Annotated in this window: 20 protein-coding genes; 7 read left to right on the top strand and 13 right to left on the bottom strand. The window is 58.5% G+C overall.

Translation table 11 applies throughout. The features are described from left to right. Positions 1–4: 4 nt before the first annotated feature. The 7 genes from nirB to ACFVTJ_RS13305 all read right to left on the bottom strand — a co-directional run bounded on the left by nirB (position 5) and on the right by ACFVTJ_RS13305 (position 8,611). The gene (gene nirB / locus ACFVTJ_RS13335; RefSeq protein ID WP_386908094.1) at positions 5–2,452 is read right to left on the bottom strand and encodes a nitrite reductase large subunit NirB; all 2,448 of its coding nucleotides are present in this window, start codon (positions 2,450–2,452) and stop codon (positions 5–7) included. 5 nt (positions 2,453–2,457) lie between these two features. Continuing rightward, positions 2,458–3,255 carry an ABC transporter ATP-binding protein gene (locus ACFVTJ_RS13330; RefSeq protein ID WP_386908092.1) on the bottom strand — a complete coding sequence of 266 codons (798 nt, stop codon included), beginning with the start codon at positions 3,253–3,255 and terminating at the stop codon, positions 2,458–2,460. A gap of 13 nt (positions 3,256–3,268) precedes the next feature. Beyond that, positions 3,269–4,162 carry a nitrate ABC transporter permease gene (gene ntrB, locus ACFVTJ_RS13325; RefSeq protein WP_035199774.1) on the bottom strand — a complete coding sequence of 298 codons (894 nt, stop codon included), beginning with the start codon at positions 4,160–4,162 and terminating at the stop codon, positions 3,269–3,271. Positions 4,163–4,274: 112 nt separating this feature from the next. After that, complete coding sequence (locus ACFVTJ_RS13320) at positions 4,275–5,567, bottom strand: CmpA/NrtA family ABC transporter substrate-binding protein (RefSeq protein WP_386908089.1); 1,293 nt, start codon at positions 5,565–5,567, stop codon at positions 4,275–4,277. Positions 5,568–5,943: 376 nt separating this feature from the next. Continuing rightward, entirely contained in the window at positions 5,944–7,221 is a 1,278-nt protein-coding gene (locus ACFVTJ_RS13315; protein WP_386908087.1) for a CmpA/NrtA family ABC transporter substrate-binding protein, read from the bottom strand. A gap of 36 nt (positions 7,222–7,257) precedes the next feature. Beyond that, complete coding sequence (locus tag ACFVTJ_RS13310; RefSeq protein ID WP_065660503.1) at positions 7,258–7,845, bottom strand: ANTAR domain-containing response regulator; 588 nt, start codon at positions 7,843–7,845, stop codon at positions 7,258–7,260. 100 nt (positions 7,846–7,945) lie between these two features. Further along, positions 7,946–8,611, bottom strand: a complete 666-nt coding sequence (locus ACFVTJ_RS13305) for a GntR family transcriptional regulator (protein WP_386908085.1) — start codon at positions 8,609–8,611, stop codon at positions 7,946–7,948. A gap of 264 nt (positions 8,612–8,875) precedes the next feature. Here ACFVTJ_RS13305 and ACFVTJ_RS13300 point away from each other — a divergent pair, with 264 nt between their 5' ends. The 6 genes from ACFVTJ_RS13300 to amyA all read left to right on the top strand — a co-directional run bounded on the left by ACFVTJ_RS13300 (position 8,876) and on the right by amyA (position 16,684). After that, on the top strand, positions 8,876–10,132 hold the full coding sequence (locus tag ACFVTJ_RS13300) for an NRAMP family divalent metal transporter (RefSeq protein WP_386908083.1): 1,257 nt from the start codon (positions 8,876–8,878) through the stop codon (positions 10,130–10,132). A gap of 19 nt (positions 10,133–10,151) precedes the next feature. Beyond that, positions 10,152–10,919 carry a LamB/YcsF family protein gene (locus ACFVTJ_RS13295; RefSeq protein WP_386908081.1) on the top strand — a complete coding sequence of 256 codons (768 nt, stop codon included), beginning with the start codon at positions 10,152–10,154 and terminating at the stop codon, positions 10,917–10,919. Positions 10,920–10,931: 12 nt separating this feature from the next. After that, positions 10,932–11,741, top strand: coding sequence for a putative hydro-lyase (locus ACFVTJ_RS13290; RefSeq protein WP_386908079.1), 810 nt, complete (start codon positions 10,932–10,934; stop codon positions 11,739–11,741). 7 nt (positions 11,742–11,748) lie between these two features. Beyond that, a complete protein-coding gene (locus tag ACFVTJ_RS13285) occupies positions 11,749–13,338 on the top strand; it encodes a 5-oxoprolinase/urea amidolyase family protein (RefSeq protein ID WP_386908077.1) in 1,590 nt (529 codons plus the stop codon). 17 nt (positions 13,339–13,355) lie between these two features. Then, complete coding sequence (locus ACFVTJ_RS13280; RefSeq protein ID WP_386908075.1) at positions 13,356–15,086, top strand: acetyl/propionyl/methylcrotonyl-CoA carboxylase subunit alpha; 1,731 nt, start codon at positions 13,356–13,358, stop codon at positions 15,084–15,086. Between the two features lie 110 nt (positions 15,087–15,196). Next, positions 15,197–16,684, top strand: a complete 1,488-nt coding sequence (gene amyA, locus ACFVTJ_RS13275) for an alpha-amylase (RefSeq protein ID WP_386908073.1) — start codon at positions 15,197–15,199, stop codon at positions 16,682–16,684. A 16-nt stretch (positions 16,685–16,700) separates the two neighbouring features. Here amyA and soxR read toward each other — a convergent pair whose 3' ends face one another. The 6 genes from soxR to repA all read right to left on the bottom strand — a co-directional run bounded on the left by soxR (position 16,701) and on the right by repA (position 23,312). Continuing rightward, a complete protein-coding gene (soxR, locus tag ACFVTJ_RS13270) occupies positions 16,701–17,156 on the bottom strand; it encodes a redox-sensitive transcriptional activator SoxR (RefSeq protein WP_386908072.1) in 456 nt (151 codons plus the stop codon). Positions 17,157–17,360: 204 nt separating this feature from the next. Continuing rightward, positions 17,361–18,560 (bottom strand): low temperature requirement protein A, encoded by a 1,200-nt coding sequence (locus tag ACFVTJ_RS13265; RefSeq protein WP_386908070.1) that lies wholly within the window; start codon positions 18,558–18,560, stop codon positions 17,361–17,363. Between the two features lie 406 nt (positions 18,561–18,966). Then, the gene (locus ACFVTJ_RS13260) at positions 18,967–19,179 is read right to left on the bottom strand and encodes a hypothetical protein (protein WP_386908069.1); all 213 of its coding nucleotides are present in this window, start codon (positions 19,177–19,179) and stop codon (positions 18,967–18,969) included. A 445-nt stretch (positions 19,180–19,624) separates the two neighbouring features. Next, the gene (gene repC / locus ACFVTJ_RS13255; protein WP_386908067.1) at positions 19,625–20,902 is read right to left on the bottom strand and encodes a plasmid replication protein RepC; all 1,278 of its coding nucleotides are present in this window, start codon (positions 20,900–20,902) and stop codon (positions 19,625–19,627) included. Between the two features lie 185 nt (positions 20,903–21,087). Continuing rightward, positions 21,088–22,101 (bottom strand): plasmid partitioning protein RepB, encoded by a 1,014-nt coding sequence (gene repB / locus ACFVTJ_RS13250; protein ID WP_386908065.1) that lies wholly within the window; start codon positions 22,099–22,101, stop codon positions 21,088–21,090. Continuing rightward, a complete protein-coding gene (gene repA / locus ACFVTJ_RS13245) occupies positions 22,098–23,312 on the bottom strand; it encodes a plasmid partitioning protein RepA (RefSeq protein ID WP_269710975.1) in 1,215 nt (404 codons plus the stop codon). Before repA ends, repB begins: the two co-directional genes overlap by 4 nt. A 432-nt stretch (positions 23,313–23,744) precedes the next feature. Here repA and ACFVTJ_RS13240 point away from each other — a divergent pair, with 432 nt between their 5' ends. Next, a complete protein-coding gene (locus ACFVTJ_RS13240) occupies positions 23,745–25,133 on the top strand; it encodes an FAD/NAD(P)-binding protein (protein WP_386908063.1) in 1,389 nt (462 codons plus the stop codon). Positions 25,134–25,215: the final 82 nt, after the last annotated feature.

Genomic DNA, 25,215 nt, shown 5'->3' with positions numbered 1-25,215 from the left:
GTTCTCACTCCGCCGCCTGATTGAAACCGATCGTCGCCATGGGTCTGAACTCGTGCTTGTCATGACCGGACACACGCTCCGACCAGGGATCGACCTGCGCGAATTTCTGGCTGAAGATGAAGCGGTCGAAATAGGCTTCGCGCTTTTCGGCATCGTCCATGATCTGGCGGCGAACCTCGTCGTAACCGATGCGCTTGGCCCATTTATAGATGCGCTCAAGGTAGCGCGCCTGCTCTCGATACATCTGAGTGAGCGCCACGATATGCTCCAGCGCCTCATCCTCGGTTCTGACGAGACCTAGAATTTCCGTGCCCTTGATATCGAGACCCGCGGCACCGGCGAAATGGATTTCGAAGCCGGAATCGACACAGATGACGCCGATATCCTTGCAGGTGGCCTCGGCGCAGTTGCGCGGACAGCCGGAAACCGCAAGCTTCAGCTTGGCGGGCGTCCACGAGCCCCACATGAACTTTTCGATGCGGATGCCAAGCCCGGTGGAATCCTGCGTGCCAAAGCGGCACCATTGCTGGCCGACACAGGTCTTCACCGTCCGCAAGCCTTTGGCATAGGCCTGACCCGAAATGAATCCGGCCTTGCCAAGATCGGCCCAGACGGCGGGCAGATTCTCCTTCTCGATGCCGAGGAGATCGATACGCTGGCCGCCGGTCACTTTCACCATCGGGATATCGAACTTGTCGACTACATCGGCAATCGCGCGAAGTTCGGAGGAGGAGGTGACCCCGCCCCACATACGCGGCACGACGGAATAGGTGCCATCCTTCTGGATGTTGGCGTGGACACGCTCATTGATGAAACGCGACTGGTAATCGTCAGCATATTCATCCGGCCAGTCGCAGACGAGGTAATAATTGAGCGCCGGCCGGCATTTGGCGCAGCCGCAGGAGGTCTTCCATTCCAGTTCCTGCATCACGGCGGGAATGGTCTTCAGGCCCTTGGCCTTGATGAGACGGCGCACATCATCGTGGCCGAGATCTGTGCATTTGCACATGGGCTGCACGGCAGCGGGATTGTAGCTGTCGCCAAGCGCCAGCGTCATCAGTTGCTCGACAAGGCCCGTGCAATTGCCGCAGGAGGCGGACGCCTTGGTATGGGCGCGCACATCATCCAGCGAGGTCAGCCCCTTCGAGGTGATGACCGAGGTGATCTTGCCCTTGCAGACGCCGTTGCAGCCGCAGATTTCCGCATCATCCGGCAAGGCTGCAACGGCCGCCATAGGGTCCAGCGGGAACCCTCCCTGATAGGCCTGGCCGAAGATCAGGGTTTCGCGCATGGCGGAAATGTCGGTCGATTTCTTCATCAGGTCGAAGAACCACGAACCATCCGCCGTCTCGCCGTAAAGAACCGCGCCGATGATGCGATTTTCCTTGAGGATCAAGCGCTTGTAGACACCGGCGGTGGCATCGCGCAGCACGATTTCCTCGCGGTCGTCGCCCTCGGCAAAATCGCCGGCGGAAAACAGGTTGATGCCGGTGACCTTCAGTTTGGTATTGGTGACCGAACCATGATACTCGGCTGAACCGCCGCAAAGCCGGTCCGCCAGCACCCGCGCAGATTCATAGAGCGGCGCGACCAGCCCGTAGCACATGCCGCGATGCTCGGCGCATTCGCCAAGCGCATATATCGAGGCATCCGACGTCATCATGCCATCATCCACGACGATGCCGCGATTGACGGCGATGCCGGCTTCCTTGGCGAGACCCGAGGCGGGACGGATGCCGACCGCCATCACCACCATGTCGCCTTTAATGACGCGGCCGTCTTCCAGCTCGATGCCTTCGACCTTCTCCGCGCCGAGAATGCATTTGGTATTGGCCTTGGTGATGATGTCGATGCCGCGCTCGTTCAGCGCCTTTTCCAGAAGATAGGCCGCTGCCGGATCGAGCTGCCGCTCCATGATCGTCGGCATCAGATGGATGACGGTGACGTCCATTCCCTGGCGCTTCAGCCCATAAGCTGCTTCCAGACCCAGAAGGCCGGCGCCGATGACGATGGCGCGACCCTTGCCTTCGGCGATTTCAAGCATCTTCGTGACATCGTCGAGATCGCGATAGGCGAGAACGCCCGGCAATTGATGGCCAGGGACGGGAATGATGAAGGGCAGGGAACCGGTGGCGATCACCAGCCTGTCGTAGGAAACGGTGATGCCGTTTTCACTTGTTACGGTCTTGTTGTCGCGGTCGATGCCGGTGACCTTGGCGCCCTTGTGCAGCGTCACATTGTTGGCCGCGTACCATTCGTCATTGTGGATGACGATATCTTCATAGCTCTTTTCGCCTGAGAGTACTGGTGAGAGCATGATGCGGTCGTAATTGACGCGCGGCTCGGCGTTGAAAATGGTGACGTCGTATAGGCCGGGGGCGGTTTCGAAAAGGTTTTCCAGCATGCGCCCCGGCGCCATGCCATTGCCGATGATGACGAGTTTTTGCGCCATGATGGTTACTCCGCAGCTTCGACGAAGCGGTGACGTTCGTAAAGGAACTTCAGCACGGCCTCGCGGCATTTGAGATAGGTCTTGTCGGATGCAAGCTCGATGCGGTTGCGCGGGCGCGGCAGCGGCACGTCAAGCACTTCGCCGATATGGGCGGCGGGACCGTTGGTCATCATCACGATACGGTCGGAAAGCAGCACCGCCTCATCCACATCGTGGGTGATCATGACCATGGTGTTGCCAAGCCGGGCGTGGATTTCCATCACGGCGTCCTGAAGGTGGGCGCGAGTCAGCGCATCCAGTGCGCCGAAAGGCTCGTCCAGCAGCAGGATTTTCGGCTCCATGGCGAGCGCCCGGGCAATGCCGACGCGCTGTTTCATACCACCGGAAATTTCAGACGGTTTCTTGTCCTTGGCATGGGCCATCTGCACGAGATCCAGATTGCGCATGACCCAGTCGTGGCGTTCCGCTTTGGTCTTGGTACTGCTGAAGACCTTCGCGACGGCCAGGTTGACGTTTTCATAAACCGAAAGCCAGGGGAGCAGGCTGTGGTTCTGGAAGACGACGGCGCGTTCCGGGCCAGGTTCGTTGACCTCGCGGTTTTCCAGAAGCACGACGCCTGCTGAGACTTTGGTCAGCCCGGCGATGAGGTTGAGCATGGTGGACTTGCCGCAGCCGGAATGCCCGATGACCGAGACGAATTCGCCCTTGCCGATGGTCAGGTTGATGTCTTTCAGCACCTCGGCGCGCGAACCGCCCTTGTCGAAATATTTGTCGATATGATCGAGTTTCAGATAAGCGTTCATGATGGTCGCCCTTTTAGTTGGCCGCAGCGCCGCGGGTGATGACCTTGCCGAGCGCCGCTACCAGCTTGTCGAGCATGAAGCCGACAACGCCGATGTAAGCGAGCGCCACGATGATGTCGGGCAGGCGCGAGGAGTTCCACGCATCCCAGATGAAGAAGCCGATACCGACGCCGCCGGTCAGCATTTCCGCAGCCACGATGGCGAGCCAGGAGAGGCCGATGCCTATGCGCAGACCGGTGAAGATGTAAGGCGCGGCCGACGGCAGCATGATCTTGAAGAAGAATTCGATCTGGTTGAGCCGCAGCACCTTCGCAACGTTGCGATAATCCTGCGGAATGTTGCGCACGCCGACCGCCGTATTGATGATGACGGGCCAGATGGAGGTGATGAAGATCACGAAAATGGCCGACGGATTGCTGTCCTGAAAGGCGGCAAGTGAAAGCGGCAGCCAGGCGAGCGGCGGGACGGTGCGCAGGACCTGAAAAATCGGGTCGAGGCCGCGCATGGCCCAGACCGACTGGCCGATGACCGCACCGAGAATGATGCCGGCGATGGCCGCAAGGCCGAAACCGTATGCCACGCGCTCCAGCGAGACCAGCACGCGCAAGCCGAGGCCGATATCCTGCGAACCATTATGGAAGAACGGTGATACGATGAGATCGTAGCTTTCCTCGAATACCTGGCTTGGCGGCGGCAGGGACGAGCCGGGGGCGGAACAGAGCACCTGCCAGACGCCCAGCAGAACGGCGAGGACGACAAATGGCGGTATGATATTGCGGGCCGCCGCAGCACCCAGTTTACGCAGATTGAACCGCGAGGGATGTTTGGGCGGAAGGGTCACGACGTTTGCCTTTTGTACCACCGGTTGCTGCGGCTGTTCCTTGAAATTTCGTGCCAATGCGGACATGGCGTTTCCTTTGGATTTCGGTTGCGGTCAGGGTCTCGCCCCTCATCCGGCCTTTGGTGTCCATCAGTAAATGGCAACCCGACGGAGGAGGGGCGACACCCGTGTCTCCTCCTCAGGAGGCTGCCTTGATGGAAAGACTTTCGAGATAGGCCGACGGGTTTTCCGGGTCGAAGACCTTGCCGTCGAAGAAGGTTTCCTTGCCGCGCGACGTGGAGGCGGGAATATCGGCAACACCGAGATCCTTTGCAGCGTCGCGCCAGATGTCCTCGCGGTTGACCTTGGCAACCAGCGCCTTCACGTCCGTATCGGGTGCAAATTTACCCCAGCGGATGTTTTCCGTGATGAACCAGCTGTCGTGGCTGCGGAAGGGATAGGACGCGTGATCCTGCCAGAACTTCATCTGCAGACCGGTATTTTCCAGCACGCGGCCGTTGCCGTAATTGATATTGCCCTTGAGGCGGCCAAGAACGTCCTTCGGTGGCACGTTGAACCATTGGCGCTTGCCGAGGATCGTGGACATCTCCTCTTTGTTCGCCATCTCATCGCACCATTGCTGGGCCTCCATCACGGCCATCAGCAACGCCTTGGTGGCGTTGGGGTTCTTTTCCGCCCAGTCGGCGCGCATGCCGAGCGCCTTCTCGGGATGCCCTTTCCAGAGTTCCCCGGTGGTACAGGCAGTGAAGCCGATGCCCTGATTGACGAGTTGCTCGTTCCAGGGTTCGCCCACACAGAAGACGTCCATATTGCCGACCTTCATGTTGGCGACCATCTGCGGCGGCGGAACGACGATGGTGGAGACGTCCTTGTCCGGGTCGATGCCGCCGGCGGCCAGCCAATAGCGGATCCACAGATCATGCGTGCCGCCGGGAAATGTCATGGCAGCCTTGATTTCCTTGCCTTCTGCCTTCTTCTTCTCGAAAGCTGCCTTCAGCTTGGACGCGTCGAGCTGAACGCCGGTTTCAGCATATTCCTTGGCGACGGAAATACCCTGGCTGTCTAGATTGAGGCGGGCGATAAGCGCCATCGGCACAGGCACGTTGTTCTGCGTCACCTTGCCGGTATGCATGAGATAGGGCATCGGGGTCAGGATATGCGCGCCATCAATGCCGTTCGATGCGCCGCCTAGCACGAGATTGTCACGTGTCGCACCCCAGGATGCCTGTTTGAGAACCTCGACATCCGGCATGCCATGCTTGGCGAACAGTCCGTTTTCCGCCGCGATGATAAGCGGGGCGGCGTCGGTCAGCGCGATGAAGCCGATTTTCGCGCCCTTCACTTCCGGCTCAGCCGTGGCTGCGAAAGCGCCTGACGGAAAAGCGGTGCGCACGGCGGTAACAAGAGCTGCGGCGGCTGTCGTCTTCAGTATGGTGCGGCGGCTGACATCGCCCGAGAATATCTTTTTCATTCGCATCTTCCCCTTATTGGACCACCGCATGGGTGGCGCGTTCGCTTGCGAAAAAACCTGAAATAAAAAAAACGCCGCTCGGAGTTTGCGCCTTCGGAACGGGAAATGTTCCGGGCAGCAAAACCTTGCGACGTCTATGTCTGTGAAAGCGCTTATGCCGCGCCCTGCTCGCCCCGATCGCCGTTGACCAGTGCAAAGACGACGACGCAAGAGGCGTGCCAGTTTTACTTGTGGAAGCTATCGCCTTGGAAAAAAAAGGAATTTCCGAGATTGAATTGGACGATTAAATTTTAATCAGTAGAAATTTTGTCTATGGTTTGCGCAAATGGATAAATTCCGCGCTTGAAATTTGCGCAGCTTGCCCGGCCGACGGCTGTCAGGCCTCGCCTTGGGAGATGGAAAACGGGGCAGAACTGCGCACGGAAAAGCCATTCACATAGCCAGCAATGTCTGCGGGATCGAAAACAAAACCGTCCACGAACCGGTCACCCGCCTCCTGTCCTTCGACTCGAATATCGGCATCATCGGGCGCATTGGCATCGCCCAGTGCCGCCCGATAAATATCTGGACGGTAAGCGGACAGGGTGGCCTCCACGCCACCCTGCGAAAACTCCGTCTGCCCCCAGCGGATCATCTGGCTGTAAATCCACAGTGCCTGGCTCTGGCGCGGATAATTGGCATGGCCGCCGTGGAAGAGGAAATATTTGTCGATGACCCGGCGGTTGCCCTGGCTGTCGATGTTGAATTCACCGGCAAGCACATGGCGGATGATGCTTTGCGGCGCACCGATATAACGCGGATCGGCAAGTATCCTGCTCAGATCATCGTGATTTTCCGCAAGGTCGCACCAACGTGCGGCGGCATCGAGCGCCATCAGCAGCCGGCTGACCGTTTCCTGCTGGCTTTCAGCCCATTCAGGCCGCATCCCGATCACCTTTTCCGGCGCGGACGGCCACAAATCCTGCTTGGCAGCGACGATCCTGCCCACACCGCGCTCGGCGGCAACGATGTTCCACGGCGCACCGACACAGAAACCATCTATGGCGCCCGCCGCCAATGCATCCGACGTCAATGGCGGTGGTACAACCACCAGTTTGACGTCGTGATCGGGATGAATGCCACCAGCGGCGAGCCAATAGCGAAATTCGTAATTGTGCGAGGAAAACGGGTAGGTCATGCCGAGCGTCGGTGTAGCTTCGCCCCGCGCTCGCATGTCATCCAGCACCTGCTTTAAGGCCTTCGCATTTTCCAGCGCCCCCGCCGTTTCGGAAAGCCCCGTCAACGCCTTCATCCGGGCAAAAAGCCGCGTCGAAAGCGTTATAGCATTGCCGCCGCGCCCAAGTGAAAACGGCGTGATCGTCGGCGAAGGGTTCGAGCCGAGTCCGAGCATGGAGGCAACCGGCATCGGCGACAGCATATGGGCAACGTCGAATTGCCGGAATGCCAGCCGGTCGCGCACATTCGCCCAGGACACATCCTTGACGAGATCGAGCGTCAGGCCTTCGCGCTCGGCAAAGCCGAATTCCGCCGCAGCAATGAGGACGGACGCATCGACAAGAGGAATAAAACCTGCCCGCAGGATTTTTTGCCGGTCGCTGCCAACACTTGCCGGCGCGCCCGCTTTTGAACCGGCCGATTTTTCCTGTGCCGCCATATCATACACTCCTCGACTGTCCCGCCGGCGGGTTCGTTACATCAACAGACCGGCCGCGGTGACCACGCTTTGCGCGATCTCGGATATTTTCTTTTTCTCGTTCATCGCCGTTTGCCGCAGAAGCGCAAAAGCCTCCTCTTCGGACAGGCCACGCATTTTCATCAAAATGCCTTTGGCGCGCTCGATGACCTTGCGCTCCTCAAGCGCCGATTTTGCTTCGGCAAGTTCCTGTCGCAGACGGCTGAAAGCGTTGAAGCGGCTGACCGCCATATCGAGGATGGGTTTGACGCGTTCTTTCTTCAGCCCGTCAACGACATAGGCGGAAACACCGGCCTCAACGGCCGCCTCGATGGACGCGGTATCGGAGCGGTCGACAAACATGGCGATCGGCCGGCCGACCGTGCGTGTCAACTGAAACAGATGCTCCATCATGTCGCGGTTGGGATTCTCAAGATCGATGAAGATGACATCGGGCTGCAGCGTCTCGATGGTCCGCGCCACGCCGTGCACCTCATGGATGACCGTCACGCGATTATACCCGGCCTCGCGCAGCCCCTCCTCGATGATCGAGGCGCGGATCGCGTTTTCGTCTATAACGAGAATGGTGAGGTCGCGAAGCGTCATGTCGGCATTGATGACGCACCGCAACAAACTTGGCAATCGCCTCGATCTGCAAAAGTGGAACGGTACGGCAAGGAACGTTTCTCAACTTGCCGCCCGCACCTCAAGAGGCGTGTTCGACGGCGCGTTCGAGCGCCTTCAGTACGGTGCGCTCGGAAAGATTGAGATAGATATCCATCTCGTCGCCCGCCTCCTTCGCCTTGCCTTCCTCCATCAGCGACAGGATTTTGCTGTTCATGTCGACAAATGGAGAATGAAGCTGTTCGGGATCTTTCAGGAGGCCGAAACACAGCCTCAGTTCCGCAGCGATACGCTCGTAAAAGTCGCTGATCCGGGCACTGTCGAGGAGATCGACCACGGCGGCGTGAAATTTCATGTTGGCGCTGCCCACGCCCAGCCAATCGGCAACCTCGCGCTTTACCTTGGCATCCTCGACGGCTGCGCGCATCGTCTTGATAGCAGGGTGCTTGTGCCAGGCCTGCCGCAACGCACCGCATTCCACCATGCGTCGCACCCGGTAGATATCGATGACCGAAGACATGGTGGGCACGGCAACGAAGACACCACGATTGGCTTCATGGCGCAGCAGCCCGTCCTTGGTCAAAAGCCGGAAAGCTTCGCGCAGCGAATTGCGCGAGACGTCGAAACGTTCGCTGAAAGCCGCCTCTGAAAGGCGCTGCCCCGGCGCCAGCTCACCTGAAATCAGCAGGGTGCGGATACCCTTGGCCAATCGATCCGCAAGCGGCAGACCTTCTATCGTTTCCGTCATGGCGCTCCTTTCCTAAGAGCAATACGGCATCGGGAGTTCCGTGACAGGCATGTTCGGACACGGCATGTTCTGCCCATAGCACAAAGCATTAGCAAAGCACGAAAAAAACGTGATTAAATCGCGGTCATCACGTCCAACAAATAGACAAAATGAAAGAACGATAACTTTATATTGTTCAACAAAGTTGACAATTTCACAGAACAGGACAAGATCAACCGTATAAAGCATCCGCGAGGGGCGGATTGCGAGAAGCGGAGAAAATCCATGGAGCAGAAAATGCCCACGCCCGCCGACCCGAATGAGGCGGCAAAGAAGGCGAAAACCCAGCGTTATGCCTTGCTTTCGGCAATGTTCCTGATGTCTATGTCGGCCGTCGGGCCGGGCTTCATCACTCAGACTGCGAATTTCACGGTAAAACTGGGCGCCGCCTTCGCATTCGCCATCATCATTTCCATCCTGATCGACTTCGTGGTGCAGGCCAATATCTGGCGTATCGTCACCATCACTCGCATGCGGGCACCGGCGATTGCCAATGCCGCCATTCCGGGCTCAGGTTATCTGCTCGCCATTCTCGTCATCATCGGCGGCCTGTTCTTCAATATCGGCAACATCGGCGGCGCGGGCCTCGGCTTCAACGCCATGATCGATCTCGATCCGAAGATCGGCGGCGCCATTGGCGCATTGGCGGCGATCGGCATCTTCCTGTCCCGTCGCGCAGGTATCGCGATGGACCGCGTGGTTTTCGTCGCGGCCTTCGTCAAGCTGGCGCTGATCGTTTATGCGGCATACGTTTCCGGCCCGCCGGTAGCGGAAGCCTTCCGCCAGACTTTCCTGCCCGACACGATCGATTTCGTCACCATCACCACCATCGTCGGCGGCACCGTTGGCGGCTACATCACCTATGCCGGCGCGCATCGCCTGCTGGACAAGGGCATGGTGGGCGTTGAAAACATCAGTGCGGTCAACCGCGCGGCGCTGAGCGGCATCGCGATAACGGGCGTGCTGCGCTACATCCTGTTCCTTGCCATTCTGGGCGTCGTCGCAAGCGGCGTGGTCATCGATCTCTCGGGCAAGGGAGCAAACCCGGCAGGCCAGGCCTTCCATGCCGCTGCCGGCGATATCGGCTTCCGCCTCTTCGGTGCGGTTTTCCTCGCCTCGGCAATGACCAGCATCATTGGTGCGGCCTATACCTCCGTGTCATTCCTGACAGCTTTCAAGCCTGACATAACGGAGCGCCAGCGTAACCTCGCGACCGTCGGCTTCATCGCCATTTCGCTGATTGCCTATATCATCATTACCACGCCGCCTGCAGCCATGCTCGTCTTCGTGGGTGGCCTCAACGGTCTCGTTCTGCCGATCGGCCTTTCGATCTTCATGTATGCCGCATGGAAACGCGCGGATCTGATGCACGGATATCATTACCCGCGCTGGCTGCTGGTGCTCGGCGTGCTGACCTGCGCACTCACCTGGTATATGGCGTATAAATCGGCGGGCGCGATCTTTGCCCTGCTCGGCTACTGATAGAATAAGGGAGGCAAACATGGCCGCTATCGATCTCAACAGCGATCTTGGCGAAAGTTACGGCGCATGGCGCATGGGTGATGACGAGGCAATGCTCGCTATCGTTTCCAGCGCCAACATTGCCTGCGGATTTCACGCAGGTGACCCGGCCGGCATTTACCGCACCGTCAAGGCCGCTGCCGAAAAGGGCGTGGTCGTTGGCGCCCATGTCTCCTATCCTGACCGCGTCGGCTTCGGCCGCCGCGATCTGGACGCCACCTCGGAAGAACTGATTGCCGATGTCATCTACCAGATCGGCGCGCTGAAGGGTGTTGCCGCCGCGGCCGGAACCACGGTGCGTTACGTCAAGCCGCATGGCGCGCTCTATAACCGCATCGCCAATGATGCAAAACAGGGACAGGCCGTCATCGACGGCATCAAGGCGATCGATCCTTCACTGGTGCTGATGGGTCTTGCCAACGCGCCCATCCTCGATCTCGCCCGCAAATCCGGTCTTGCCGTCGTTGCCGAAGCCTTTGCCGACCGCGCCTATACGCCTCAAGGACAACTCGTTTCCCGCCGGGAAGCCGGTGCCGTATTGCATGACGCGGCAAAAATCGCCGACCGCATGGCGCAGCTTGCCCGCGAAGGCACGTTGGAGGCAATCGATGGCAGCGTCATAAAAATCGAGGCGCAATCCATCTGCGTCCATGGCGACAGCCCCGGTGCGGTCGCGATCGCCCAGGAAATCCGCCGCCGTTTCGAAGCTGATGGCATCGATATCCGTTCCTTCGTTCTCGATCGCTGAAAGGGGTAGTCGATGACGATACCAACATCCTATCTCAACCATACAGATGCCGAGGCCGCACGAAAGGCCCGCGCGACCTATCGCGATGGCCTTGTCGCCCCCACCTCAGGCATTGCACCCGGCTTCACACAGGCAAACATGATCGTGCTGCCGCGCGACTGGGCTTTCGATTTCCTGCTTTATGCGCAACGCAATCCAAAACCCTGCCCGGTCCTTGATGTCTCCGATCCCGGTTCGCCGACCACGCTTCTGGCCCCCGGTGCCGACCTCAGAACAGATCTGCCGCTCTACCGCATCTGGCGGGATGGCAAGCTTGCCGAGGAAACGGCCGACGCCACCGCCGCCTGGGCGGAACGCGACGATCTCGTCGCTTTCCTCATCGGCTGCAGCTTCACCTTCGAAACGCCGATGGTGGAAGCAGGCATCGAAATCCGCCACATGACCGACAAGAGCAATGTTCCGATGTACCTCACCAACCGGCCCTGCCGCCCCGCCGGTCGGCTGAAAGGCAACATGGTCGTTTCCATGCGGCCTATCCCGGCATCGCGCGTGGCCGATGCTGCCACGATTTCCGGGCGTTTTCCGGCTGTGCATGGCGCGCCGGTACATGTCGGCGCACCGGAGGAGATCGGCATTTCCGACCTTGCAAAACCTGATTTCGGCGATGCCGTACGGATCGAACCCGGTGAGGTGCCGGTGTTCTGGGCCTGCGGCGTGACCCCACAGGCCGCCGTGATGGCATCCGGTGTTCCCTTTGCCATTACCCATGCGCCGGGCCACATGTTCATCACCGACATTCCCGACACCGCCTATCACGCGTGAGGATATGATGCGTTTTCTTCCCGTCAGCCTCACCACCATTCTTGTCGAACTCGCCGATCTCGATGAAACGCTGGCGCTGTTCGCCTCGCTTCAGAATGATCCGGTCGAGGGCATCGAAGAGACGGTGCCGGCTGCCCGTACCCTGATGATCCGGTTCCGGCCCGAGAAGATCGGCTCCGAAGCGCTGGCTGCGCGGCTTGCGAGCCGCGATCTCTCGGCAAAGATCGCGCCATCGGACAATCTTGTCGAAATCCCCGTCCGTTATAATGGCGAAGACCTCGTCGATGTTGCCGGACTGACCGGAATGAGCGTCGAAGAGGTCATTCGCCGCCACACTGAAAGCGAATTCACCGTGGCCTTCTGCGGCTTCGCCCCCGGCTTCGGTTACCTTGTCGGCGGCGATCCGGCACTGCATGTGCCGCGGCGGCAAAGCCCGCGCACCCGTATTCCGGCCGGCTCCGTAGCATTGGCCGGTGCTTTCAGCGGCGTCTACCCGCAAAACAGCCCCGGCGGCTGGCAGATCATCGGCACCACGCCGGTGAAGATGTGGGACATCGACCGTGAGCCCGGCGCGCTGTTTCAGCCGGGCTACCGTGTGCGTTTCTTCGACATGGACAAAGCCGGCCGAACGGTCGATATCCCAGCTCCGGCACCGGACAGGAAAGTACCAAGAAAGGATGGCCCGCATTTCGAGGTGCTTGCCGCGCCAATGCCAGCCATCTTTCAGGATCTCGGCCGTTTCGGCCAGACCGGGCAGGGTGTCTCCGCCTCCGGCGCGCTGGATCGTGGTGCGTTTAATGCCGCAAACCGTATCGTCGGCAATCCGGTCAACACGCCCTGTCTCGAACTGACTCTCGGCGGCTTTTCCTTCAAAAGTGCAAGCCGCGCCGTTATCGGCATCACCGGCGCCCCCTGCCCCGTGACGATCAGGACGGCAGACCGCGGTTTCCTCGCCCAAACCCCTGGCCCGGTCTCCCTTGAAGCCGGTGACGTGATCACTTTCGGCCAGCCGCCCAAGGGCATGCGCAGTTATCTTGCGGTACGCGGCGGCTTCGATGTCGAGCCGGTGCTCGGCAGTTTTGCAACTGATACTCTGGCTGTCGTCGGTCCCGAGTCAGTGGGTGCAGGTGCCATCCTGCCGCTTAAGGGCGAAAAGTCAGGTCTATCCAGCGTATCGATCAACGAGGTTCCGGCTTTCGAGCCGCCGGCAATGGGCGAGATCGTGACATTGGATATCGTTCTCGGCCCCAGAGCGGACTGGTTTACGCAGAAGGGTATCGAGACGCTGACCGGGCAGCTCTGGCAGGTCACCCCGCAATCGAACCGCGTCGGCATTCGCCTTGCCGGCGACGTGCCGGTGGAACGCCAGGACAGCGCCGAATTGCCGAGCGAAGGCACGGCAACGGGCGCAATCCAGATTCCCCATAGCGGCCAGCCGGTTCTTTTCCTTGCCGATCACCCCCTGACCGGTGGTTATCCCGTCATCGGCGCAGTAGCCGAATATCATCTCGATCTTGCCGGGCAGATCCCGGTCAACGCCAAAATCAAATTCCGCCCAATCGGCCCCTTTGCCGAAATCGCGGCCAAAAACACATAGTTCCGAGGAGAAAAGCGATGAAAAAAGTGCTGATTGCCAATCGCGGCGAGATCGCGGTGCGCATCATCCGCGCCTGTCGCGATTACGGCCTGCAATCGGTCGCCGTTTATGCCGATCCCGATCAGGACGCGCTTTTCGTCCTGCTGGCGGATGAGGCCTACGCGCTGGAGGGCGTGCGCCCCACCGAGACCTATCTCGACATCGCCAAGCTGATCGCGATTGCCAAACGCGCCGGTGCGGACGCCGTGCATCCCGGTTACGGTTTCCTGTCCGAACGCGCGGAGTTTGCCCAGGCCGTCATCGATGCCGGCCTGATCTGGATCGGTCCAGCCCCTCATGTCATAGAGGCGCTGGGCGATAAGGTCGAGGCACGGCGCATCGCCACGGGCGTTGGTGCGCCGCTGGTTGCCGGCAGTGATGGCCCCGTCTCTTCCGCCGCGGAAGTCACCGCCTTTGCCGAACAGCACGGCCTGCCGGTCGCCATCAAGGCTGCCCATGGCGGCGGCGGGCGCGGCCTGAAGGTTGCCTGGAAGATGGAGGAGATCGCCGATCTCTACGAATCCGCTGTGCGCGAGGCGACAGCCGCCTTTGGCCGCGGTGAATGTTTTCTTGAACGTTTCCTCGACCGACCGCGCCATATCGAAGCGCAGGTTCTGGCCGACAAACACGGCAATGTGCTTGTCCTCGGCACTCGCGACTGCTCGCTGCAACGACGGAATCAGAAACTGATCGAAGAGGCTCCCGCGCCGTTCCTGTCCGATGAACAGCGCCAGAAAATCCATGCGGCCGCAAAGGCGATCTGCGCTGCTGCCGGTTATTCCGGCGCTGGCACCGTCGAATTCCTGCTCGGCGTCGATGGCACGATTTCCTTCCTTGAGGTAAATACACGCCTGCAGGTGGAACATCCCGTCACCGAGGAAACCACCGGCATCGATCTCGTCATCGAACAGTTCCGTATTGCCGAAGGCCAGAAGCTGCGTGTCCTCGAAACACCCGAACCGCGCGGGCACTCCATGGAATTTCGCATCAATGCCGAAGACCCTGGCCGCGGCTTCCTGCCGACGCCCGGTTCGATCTCGGTTTTCGATGCGCCTTCCGGTCCCGGCATCCGCATGGATAGCGGCGTCGTCAGCGGCTCCAGCGTGCCTGGTGTCTTCGACTCGCTGATGGCAAAGCTCATCGTGACCGGTGTCGACCGAGATCAGGTTCTGCGCCGTGCCCGCCGCGCGCTGAAGGAATTCCGCATCGAGGGTATAGCGACCGTACTGCCGTTCCATCGCGCCGCGATCGAGACGGACGACTTCATCGGCACGGATGGGTTCAAGGTTCACACCCGCTGGATCGAAACCGATTTCGCCGCCATGCCCGACGCTATGGAGCGCCCGACACCGTCCGACGACCCGTCGATGACCCGCACCTATCTCGAAATCGACGGCAAGCGTGTTTCGGTCGGGCTGCCGAACATTCTACTCTCCAGCCTCGGCACAGTTAGCGGAAGCAATGCAACCACTTCTGCGGCCGCTACCAGGGAAAAGGAGGGTGAAATCACCGCCCCCGTTTCCGGCACTCTGCAATCCTTCAAGGTAAAAGATGGTGACACTGTCTCCGAAGGCGATCTTCTGGCGGTCATGGAAGCCATGAAGATGGAGACGCAGATTGTCGCCACCAAAGCCGGCAAGGTTCGCCTCATCGGCAAAGAAGGCGACTATCTGCAGGCGGGCGCGGCGGTGCTCGAAATAGCCGGCTGATATAAACCGGCGCATCGGCCTCACAATCGCAGATCGCGCGGCACCGGCGGCGGAACCCTTTCGCCACCGGGCCGTTTATGGCGCGACCTGCTAACCATCGTGAGGGACATATGGCCGGACGCACCTTGCTTCAATTCTTCCATTGGTATTATCCGGACGGAGGGAAACTATGGAGCGAGGTGGCCGAGAAGGCCGAAAGCCTTGCCAAAATGGGCATTACCGATGTCTGGTTGCCGCCCGCCTACAAGGGCGCCGCCGGCGGTTACTCGGTGGGATATGACACCTACGATCTCTTCGACCTTGGCGAATTTGACCAGAAGGGCACCGTCGCCACCAAATATGGTGATCGTGGCGCCCTTGAGCATGCGGGCAAGACGCTGAAAGAGAATGGCATCCGTGTCATTCACGACGTCGTTCTCAATCACAAGATGGGTGCCGACGAGAAGGAAAAGGTACGGGTTCGCCGCGTCAATCCAGAAGACCGCACAGATATTGACGATGCGGATTTCCCGGCGCTTGCCTATACGCGCTTCACCTTCCCCGGCCGTAACGGCAAACATTCCAAATTTATCTGGGACCTGAAGTGCTTCAGCGGTGTCGACCACATCGAGGAGCCGACTGAAGACGGCATATTCCGCCTCGTCAACGAATATGGCGACGGCGAATGGAATGAGGAAGTCGATCAGGAAAACGGTAATTTCGATTATCTGATGGGCGCGGACGTCGAGTTCCGCAACCGGGCGGTTTATGAGGAGCTCAAATATTGGGGCCGGTGGCTCTCCGAGCAGGTGCAGGTCGACGGCTTCCGTCTCGATGCTGCCAAACATATTCCGGCATGGTTCTTCCGGGATTGGGTGGGGCATATGCGTGAGACGGTCGATCCCGATCTGTTCGTCGTGGCAGAATATTGGCACCCCGATCTGGAAGCGCTGAAAAGCTATCTCGAGCTGGTCGACAAACAGTTGATGCTTTTTGACGTCGCCCTTCACCACAGTTTCCACGAAGCTTCGAAACAGGGCGGCGACTTCGATATGCGCAGCCTCTTCGACGGCTCGCTCGTATCAGCCGTTCCCGATCATGCGGTCACGCTGGTCGACAATCACGATACGCAGCCGCTGCAATCGCTGGAAGCGCCTGTCGAGCCCTGGTTCAAGCCGCTCGCCTACGCGATTATCCTGTTGCGTGAAGACGGTGTCCCCTGCGTCTTTTATCCCGATCTGTTCGGCACTGGTTACACCGACACCGGCAATGACGGAAACGAATATAAGATCGACATGCCTGCCATCGAATGCCTGCCGAAGCTCATCGAAGCCCGCAGCCGCTTCGCCAACGGAGCCCAGACGGATATTTTCGACGATGCCAGCTGCATCGCCTTTATCCGCCACGGCACTGCCGATGCGCCCGGCTGCGTGGTGGTGATGTCGAATGGCAACCCGGGCGAAAAGCAGGCCGACCTCGGCCCCGAACGTGGGGGATCGATCTGGCGCGATTTTCTCGGCCACCGCAAGGAAGAGATAACCCTGGATGAGAGCGGCAAGGGTATCTTCCCCACAGATTGCGGCAGCGTCAGCGTCTGGATTCCCGTCGATAGCGAATAGGAAGCGGCTCAGCCGCTCATTCCGCGGATACGAGGCGGCGCGGACCGGCGCCGTCATCAGCCAGAACATCGTTCGGGTTGCGCAGTGGACAATCATCGAGCGACAGGCAACCGCAACCAATACAGCCGGTCAACTGGTCTCGCAGCATCACCAGATTGCTGATGCGAGTCTGAAGCATTTCTCGCCAAGACTGGGAGAACCTGCGCCAGTCTGCCGTTGTCGCCACCCGGTCTTGCGGTAGATCAGCCATCGCGTCCCTGATAATGCTGAGCTGAATGCCGGCACGCTGCGCGATGCGGATGATGGCGATGCGTCGCAGGACGGCGCGGTGATAACGACGCTGGTTGCCGGCGGTGCGCCAGCCTTCTATCAACCCCTTCGCTTCATAAAAATGGATGGTGGAAACGGCAATACCGCTGCGGCGCGCAACATCCCCCACCGACAGGCTGTGTTTGAATATGGTATTTTCCATTCTGGCTCCTGCTTCCGGAACGATTTCCGCTCGGAAGATGCGGAAACACATTGAAGAGCAGCCGATATAATTCCTCAACTATAGTTGAGGTCAATAGGTCGACAGTCAAAAAAATGCGCCCTACCGACGCCTCTGAAATTCCACGCGAATGTCGAATTGCTCATTTTCGCCCGCGAAGCACCAGCTTCACCAATCCTTATAGGATCAGGCATTGGCCACCGCACTTTTCAGCGCCAGATATTCCCAAACGGCAACGGCGAGCAGAATTCCCGTGCTTGCCAGTTGCAGCACGAAAAGCGGAATGCCCGGCACCGGCAAAAGCAGGCACAGCGCCGCAACGCCGGCGAAATGTGAAATGGGTCGCTGATAGGTGGCGGCGATCTTGACGCCGATGTTTCCCGCCAGAAAGAGAACCGGGCCGCCGAGAATGGCGATAGCCTCCCGCATCATTGCGCCCTCACGGGCATGGGAAAGACTGAAATCCTCCCCCACTGCCGTCAGGATGATGCCGGCAACGATGGGCAGATGCCCATAATTGAAGAGGTTTTGCGCGATCTTCGTCTTTTCTTCGGCATTCTCGGCCTTTCTGGAAGCCTCTTCCTGGCCATGGTGAAAATAGATCCACCACATTACCACGGTGCTGACAAAGGCCGAGCAAAAGACCAGGAAGGTCAAAGCCGAATTCATATATTCCGTTGCCGTGCGGCCAGTGGTGAGGATGGTTTCGCCCAAACAGATGATGACAAAGAGCGCACAACGCTCCGCCAGATGTTCGCCGGAAAGATGAAGCCTGTCCTCATCGCTGGAAGCAACGCCCGGCACAACATAACGGCAGGCGGGCCCGGCATATTCGATGGCAAGGGCGATGCCCCAGAGAAGAATTCGGTCCGAGAGATCGACCAGGCCGCCAGCCAGCCAGAACAGGCTTGATATGGTGAGCCATATCGTTACCCGCACAAAGGCCAGGAAGGACTGCCGATCTTCGTCCTTGAAGGCGTAAAGCGCAAAAAGGCTTCGTCCCACCTGCATGGCACTATAGATCAGCGCAAAGACGAGACCCTGCTCCGCGAAGGCCTTCGGCAAGGCAATGGCCAACAGAACCCCGCCGAACATCAGAGCGAATAAAAGCAGCCGGACCGGCTCCTTCTCCGTCTTCAAAAGATTGGTGGTCCAGGTGGTGTGTATCCATAACCACCACAGCGACAGGATCAGGATGCCGGCCTCAAGCGCCGCCGTCGGCCCGAAATCCTTGGCAAGCGCATGGGAGAGCTGGATGAGTGCAAAGACGAAAACCAGATCAAAGAAAAGTTCGGGAAAGCTCGCCTTTTCGGCATCCTCACCCTCCTGCCTTATCCAGCTGTCAGTCGCCGGTTTACCTCTGGACGTCTTGTTTTCAGTGTTCATTCCGCCCCTGCCATCCGATACAGGTCCGCTAGAACCGTTTCCTCGCCACTATCCCTCACCGTTGCGACAGCGCTTCTTCGCTTGTTGATGCGGTGCGCTGCAAGCTCCGTCCCGGAAATTTCAGAGCCCGTGCGCTGTCGGGATAAAAACGCGGCCCGACCAGCCGGACCCTCTTTCCGGAAATATCGGTAATGTAGTTTGGGCCGATGAGTGGAGGCGCGATCTGGTTGCTCGGTGTTTTGGAAGTTTCCAGCGTGCTGATCTCCACTGGCTGGGCCGCTGCAGGCATTACGGCCAAGACGGCAAACGCAGGTACGAGAAAAGACGATCTGAGAGGCATAAGCAAATATCCGGGCGCAATTATTTGCGTCTAAACAGCCTGCAGCTGCTTTGGTTCCGCCGCCTTTCAGGCATCTCCTTCAAGATAGGAGCGATATTGGACATAGTCCGTGCTCGGCCGCCCATCGATGATTTCAGGGGGCCGACCCTCGCCACCGGGCAGATGGCCAGTTTTTTCAAGCTCCGCTCTCACGAGTTTTGCAATGGCCGCCTGCCGTGGCAAGGCATGGTCCGCCATATAAAGAGCGATAGCCAGTTCTACATCATCAGGAAAAATCATCAGCGCAGCGATCCTTCGAAACAATTTATTCAAACGCGGAACCTTCCAGAAGGTTCAATCGCCTGACGGGACGCGGAAAAGATTGCCTTCCTGTTGAAGGACCTTTTCTAAGGATCTAATCGTGCTGCCAAGGGCAACACGTCAAGCTCCAACCAGCGGTGTCCGGAACGGCAATTGGTACCGAAACATGTCTTCTTCTGCCGCTGTCGGGGCAACTCTTCATAAAAACCCTGCAGACTCAAGCGTTTGAAATCAATCACGGAAAAACGCAAACGAAAGCTAATCGACACTTAACTTTCATTACTTCGCATTAACCATAGGAAGCTCTGCTCGACGCTCAACATCGGCAGCCGCGCGAATCTTTGGGTACCTGTGGAAACGGCGTTAATGTACCTTCCAGCCGGTTTTTCCGCAAGCTACGACCATTTTCCGGTCCTTGTTGGCCTCACCCCGCCACAGCCGCCTCCCTTCTGTCCTGACGCCCGCGCAGCTGCGCCAGAAGCATGGTCTGCACCTCGAAACCGCCGTCCTTGGCCTTGCGCGTCAGATTCCGCAGATACCCGCCGAGCGAGCTAATCTGATCGGCCTTCTGCAGCAGGCAGGCGAGGATTGCCGCGGTTCCCTGTCGGCCGAAGGTCGTAAGTGCCTCCTGATAGGCGGACTGGCTGATGTTGAACATGGTTCTGATCACCGAGGTCGCGACTTCGAGGTCACGCCAGCCGGTGACCGCTCCACCCGGTGCATAGAGCGAGATGTCTGGGCAAGCTTTCAAAACCAAAACAATATCAGGAACAAAAAATTGCTTATGAAGAACAGGCTTTGGCGATGGTGGTGAAGACGTCGTACTGACGGGTGGGACATATGCCGGCTGGGCGATGGCGGTGCTGGCAGGTGCAACTATAACCGCTTCACGCAAATCTGGCCGTTCAGATATGGATTCGGATTCTGAATTCTTTATGAGCCGCTCATTTTGGCAGTCATTGCCGCCCATTTTTTCCGATTTTTCAATATTTTCCAGATAGTTGGTCACTTCCGCACGCAACGAGGCCAGGAATCCGGCGATTTCGTTGAGTTCTGCGGGCTTCGAATTGCGGCCAAGAGAGTTTGCGATTGCGTTGTAACGGGTCTGAAACCTCTCGAAGGTTTTAAGGTCACCACGCGCGGCAATCATGTCGCAAAGTTTCTGGATATCGCGGCGGCAAAGGCTGATGCTTTCACGAAGCCGCTGAAGATCGAGCCTTTCGCGAATGATACGCTCGGCCAGGTCCTCGATTTCAGTTTTGCGGGCAAGAAGCGGAGCCAGTGAGAAACCATAGGCTTCGCTGATCTCGCCTCCCCTGTGTTTGCGGGCGTAACGTTTGCCGTTCGGGCTGTCCTTGCGAATGATAAGACCGGCCTCGACGAGCGCCGAAAGATGCCGGCGCAATGTCTGTTCGGCCATGCCATGCGCTCGCAGCGACAATTGCGTGTTTGATGGGAACACCACCAGACCGGCTTCACTCGAAAGCTCGTTCTTTGGGTAAAAGCTCAGAAGCGCGTTTAGAACCGCAAGCGAGCGGTCGGTCACACCGAGCAGAGGCCTGGCTTCGCAGACCGAACGATAGAGTTTCCATTTGTCGACCGCTTCGACTTTTCTGGCCTTTTGCGCGGCAAACTGGGTTGCGAGGACGCCAAAGGACATCGCTCGCCGCCCAAAGGGCGTCGTTACACATGTGCTGTCCATGTCTTTCACCTTTCACAAGGCAAAAGAAAATCGCTCACCGAAAAATTCGATGCCAAGACTCTTGACTATGATTCGCGGAAATGAGATTCTTCGGGTGCTTAAATCAAAGAAAGGCTTCCGCGCGGCAACGTTCGGGGGCTTTTTTCTTTTGTGATGCGTCTCCTGTTAGTGGTTCACGTTAAAACTCACTGTTTGGACCGGTATTCGGCAAACAGCGTCTGAAGATGTTCGAGAACGAATTCGGCAAATTCCGGCGCTTCGTTCTTGTCGATAGAAATATCCAGCTTGCGGTCGCTCTCGACCACCTTTGCCAGTCGCCCTCCGGTTTCTGATGACCAAACGCCGGCTTTTTTGGCCTGCGCTTTGGGCTTCAGAAAATCCAGTAGCGATTTGAAGCGTTCTTCCGATGGCAGGGCTGCAACCGAAGCATCCTTCACATAGGCACGAGCCGCTTCCTTGACCTGTGAAGAGGAGAGCTGATCGGCCAGGTCCATCCAGTTACGCCGGCCGACAGTCGGGGCGGGGCCAATGAGATCGACCAGATCCTCAGGAATGCGGCCGACAACCGACAGCATGTTGGAAAGGTCGCCCTTGTACAGCGACATGGCGGCCATGATCGTATCCCGCGGAAACCGCATCTGCAGTTTCTGGGCGAAGCGTGCCTTTTCGATATAGGTGAGATCGCGACGCTCGTTATTTTCCTGTCCCTGGGCCACGACGAGCTGCTCGTCGCTGAGATCACGAACGACCGCCTTGACCGGAATACCGAGGCGGGAGACGGCGCGCAGGCGACGATGGCCGAAAGCAACCTGATAACGACCCGGAAAATCGGGATGCGGGCGCACGAGAATGGGAACCTGCTGGCCCTGCTCACGAATGGCTTCAACCAGTCCGGCATCCGCCTCTTCGGAGGCTGGCATGCGATCCGGTATGAAGGAAGGATCGATATCGGCAGGATTGAGCGAAACGATCGTTAGACCTTCCGCGAGCTGCTTTTCGATCTCTTCTGCGCGCTTGGCGCGTTCCGATACCTCGCTAAGCGACTGGCCGATCATGCCGACAGGAGAATTCAGAACATCCGTCACCAGCTCAGGAGAGCCGAGAATGGGCCTGATACGCGGACGTGACCGCTCGGATGCGGTCTCATTGCTGTCGCCGGCCGGGGTGCCAAGATTGGCGAAGATTTGTTTTCTGCTCATGCTGCCCTACCCCACGCTTTTTTAATCAGTCCTTCGATTTCAGCGTTTACGTTGTTCATGGCTTCCAGCGCACGGTCATAGGTGGACCGCGTGAACTGGGTTCTTTCCACTTCGAAAAGTGTCTGGTTGGTCAATCCGGCATCCGAAACCGCTGTGCTTTTCAGCATGGGGTGGATGAGGACGTTTTCGCCGAAGATGGAGCGCAGGAAGGCGACCATCTGGTTCTGCGGCCCGTCGCTCGGTTCGAAACGGGTGATCAGGTACCGCATCCAGTTGTAGTCCGAGCGCGCTCCGGCCCTGCCGATTTCGGCGAGAAGATCACCGGTCATGGCAAGAAACTGGTTCATGGACATCACGTCCAGCATCTGCGGGTGAACGGTAACGAGAACGGATGTCGCAGCCGTGAGCGCCGAAAGCGTCAGATAACCGAGCTGCGGCGGGCAATCGATGACGACGACATCGTAGAAATTCTGCGCCTGGGCGATGGCCTGGCCGATGCGGGCGAAAAATAGCGTATCACCCGGCGCACGGCGCATCAGCGCACGGGGCGTATCATGTTCGAACTCCATCAGCTCCAGATTGCCGGGAACGATATGGAGATTGGGAATATAGGTACCGCGAACGATCTCGGCGATCGGCCGACGCTCGTCGTCGTAACGGATCGCACCATAAAGCGTTTCGTTCGGGCCGACGTCAATTTCCGGCTGGTGGCCGAAGAGAGCGGAGAGACTGGCCTGCGGGTCGAGATCGATGGCGAGAACGCGGTAACCGCGCAGCGCCAGATATTGCGCCAGATGCGCCGAGGTCGTGGTTTTCCCCGAACCGCCCTTGAAGTTCATGACCGCGATGACCTGCAACTCTTCACCCTCACGGCGATGCGGCAGATAACGTCGGGTACCGCGGGCACCCTGGTCCAAAAATTTTCTAATCTCGTCCATATCCTCTACAGAATAGGAACGACGGCCTGACGCCTGGGCGGCATCGAGCTCGGGGCGTTCGGAAGCGATCTGGCGAAGATAGGCCTCGCCGATGCCAATTAATCGTGCGGTTTCGGCTGGAGAAAAATGCCGCATGCTCTTTTCGGTATGCGGGGAAAATGTATTTGCATTATGAGCCTGCAATTGGGCTGACAACGCAGCCGAATGCTGTTGTATAAGACTCGTCAGGTCAGGTGCTCCTGCGGCACGTCTTAAATCGGCACTCTGTGTCATCGGTCTTCTTTCGCTCAAAATTGCAGTAGCGGTTTTTTTCGAAAAAGGCGGTTTTTTCCGCAACTGAGATATAAGCGCCGATTCTCTTTTCGGCGCAATAGGCTTTTTTCTCAGGTGCGAAACCGCCGCTAAAGCATTGTGGAAGAATCACATTTGCTTTTTGTGACCGTTTGACGGTTAGCCGCGGCTAACTTTTCTTTTGTGAGTATATGGAGACGTGAAATCCGGATATTTCTGGCATGCTCTTCGCGTCATTTTCAAAGTTAGCCGCGGCTAACTTCAGGCTCGACTGGCTACCCGCTTCGAGAATTATAATGGCAGGAAGTGTGGGGTGGACATTGGCATGTGTTTAATCTCTACTTGCTGACTAGGGTATTGTTCGGCCGCGCTTGTCGGTCGGCCGTCCTGGACTGTCGCAGGTTGGAGGAATATATGTCCTATGATGTCGCTCTTGTCGGGTCGGGTTTCTCGGCCATCTGTACCGCCGCCCATCTTTTATCGTCCCTGCCGGCGGAGGCCTCCATCGCCATCGTCGGTGACGAATCGGATTTCGGGCGTGGTACTGCTTATCGTACAGAGCTGCCCTATCACCGGCTGAATGTGCCGGCGGGAAGAATGAGCGTCTTTCCTGATCGGCCGAACGACTTCGTCGATTGGCTAGGGGAAAACGGTATCACCACAGACCCCCTGGCTTTTGCCTCGCGCGGTGACTATGGCCTCTATCTGCGAGACAGGCTGGCAAACTTGCTGAGAAGCAGGGAGCAGCGGGCGAGGGTGGATTTCATCCGGGCCAAAGCTTCATCCTGTCGGCCCGACGGCGCGGGTGGCTTTTCCTTTGTCCTCGAAAATGATGAGCAGCTGAATGCAAAGAATGTGATCCTATGTCTCGGTGTCGGCTCGGCGAGTTTGCCGGTGCAAACTGTCGCAAAAGATGAAGGTGAACCGCGCCGGATTATCAGCCATTGCTGGCAACCGGGATGGCTGTCCAAAGTCAAAGCTAGTGATCGAATCTGTATTCTGGGTTCAGGCCTGACGATGATTGATCAGGTTTTGACCCTGCGCGGGAAGGGGCATTGGGGCCCAATCCATGTCCTGTCCCGCCGCGGGTTGGTGCCGCACCCGCATGTCAGCCCGCCATTGCCTCCTGCGGAAGTATCTCTGCCTCACGGGACGACCGAGATCAGCCTGATTTTGCAGAGCCTGCGCAGGCAGGTGAGAGAGGGAGCACCATGGCGCGCCGTAATGGATGGTTTACGGCCGAAAACGCAAGCGCTCTGGCAGAGCCTTACGGCAGCGCAGCGCAGCCGCTTTCTTCGACATGCCCTGCCATGGTGGAATATTCACCGGCACCGCATTGCGCCTGAGGTTTCCGGTGCTTTCGCAAAGTTGCTTTTGGAGGGTGTTCTCGAGATCCACGCGGGTTACCTTCGCTCGATCGATGAAGAGGCGGAAGGGGTCACCTTGCGTTATCGCCGCAGGCACACGCAGATACTGAAAGAGCTGCAGGTCGATTGGGTGATTAATTGTACAGGCATGGAACGCGCAGGTATTGGCCATTCTCGCCTTCTGGAAACCATGCGGGATGACGAGGTTCTCTTGCTCGATCCCTTCGGCCTGGGCGTCGAGGTAGATGACCAGTCCCGTTTGTTACAAAGGGATGGGGAGAGCTGGCCCGGTCTTTTCGCCGCGGGTGCGCTGACGGCGGGACGTTTTTGGGAGATAACGGCTGTTCCAGATATTCGCGTGCAGGCGCAGAAGATCGCGCAGGCCGTTACGGATAGGATCGGCTCAACAACGGACAGGGTTTCCGCCCAGGGTTGAACGGCTTAAAGGCCAGCGAGAGCATATAGTCTCCCGCGGTCGCGAGGACCTATCACGCACCGTGTTAGCCGCGGCAAACTTT

The sequence above is a fragment of the Agrobacterium sp. NPDC058088 genome, from assembly GCF_042885035.1.
Classification (GTDB): domain Bacteria; phylum Pseudomonadota; class Alphaproteobacteria; order Rhizobiales; family Rhizobiaceae; genus Agrobacterium.
This window is presented reverse-complemented; position numbering and strand designations above follow the sequence as displayed.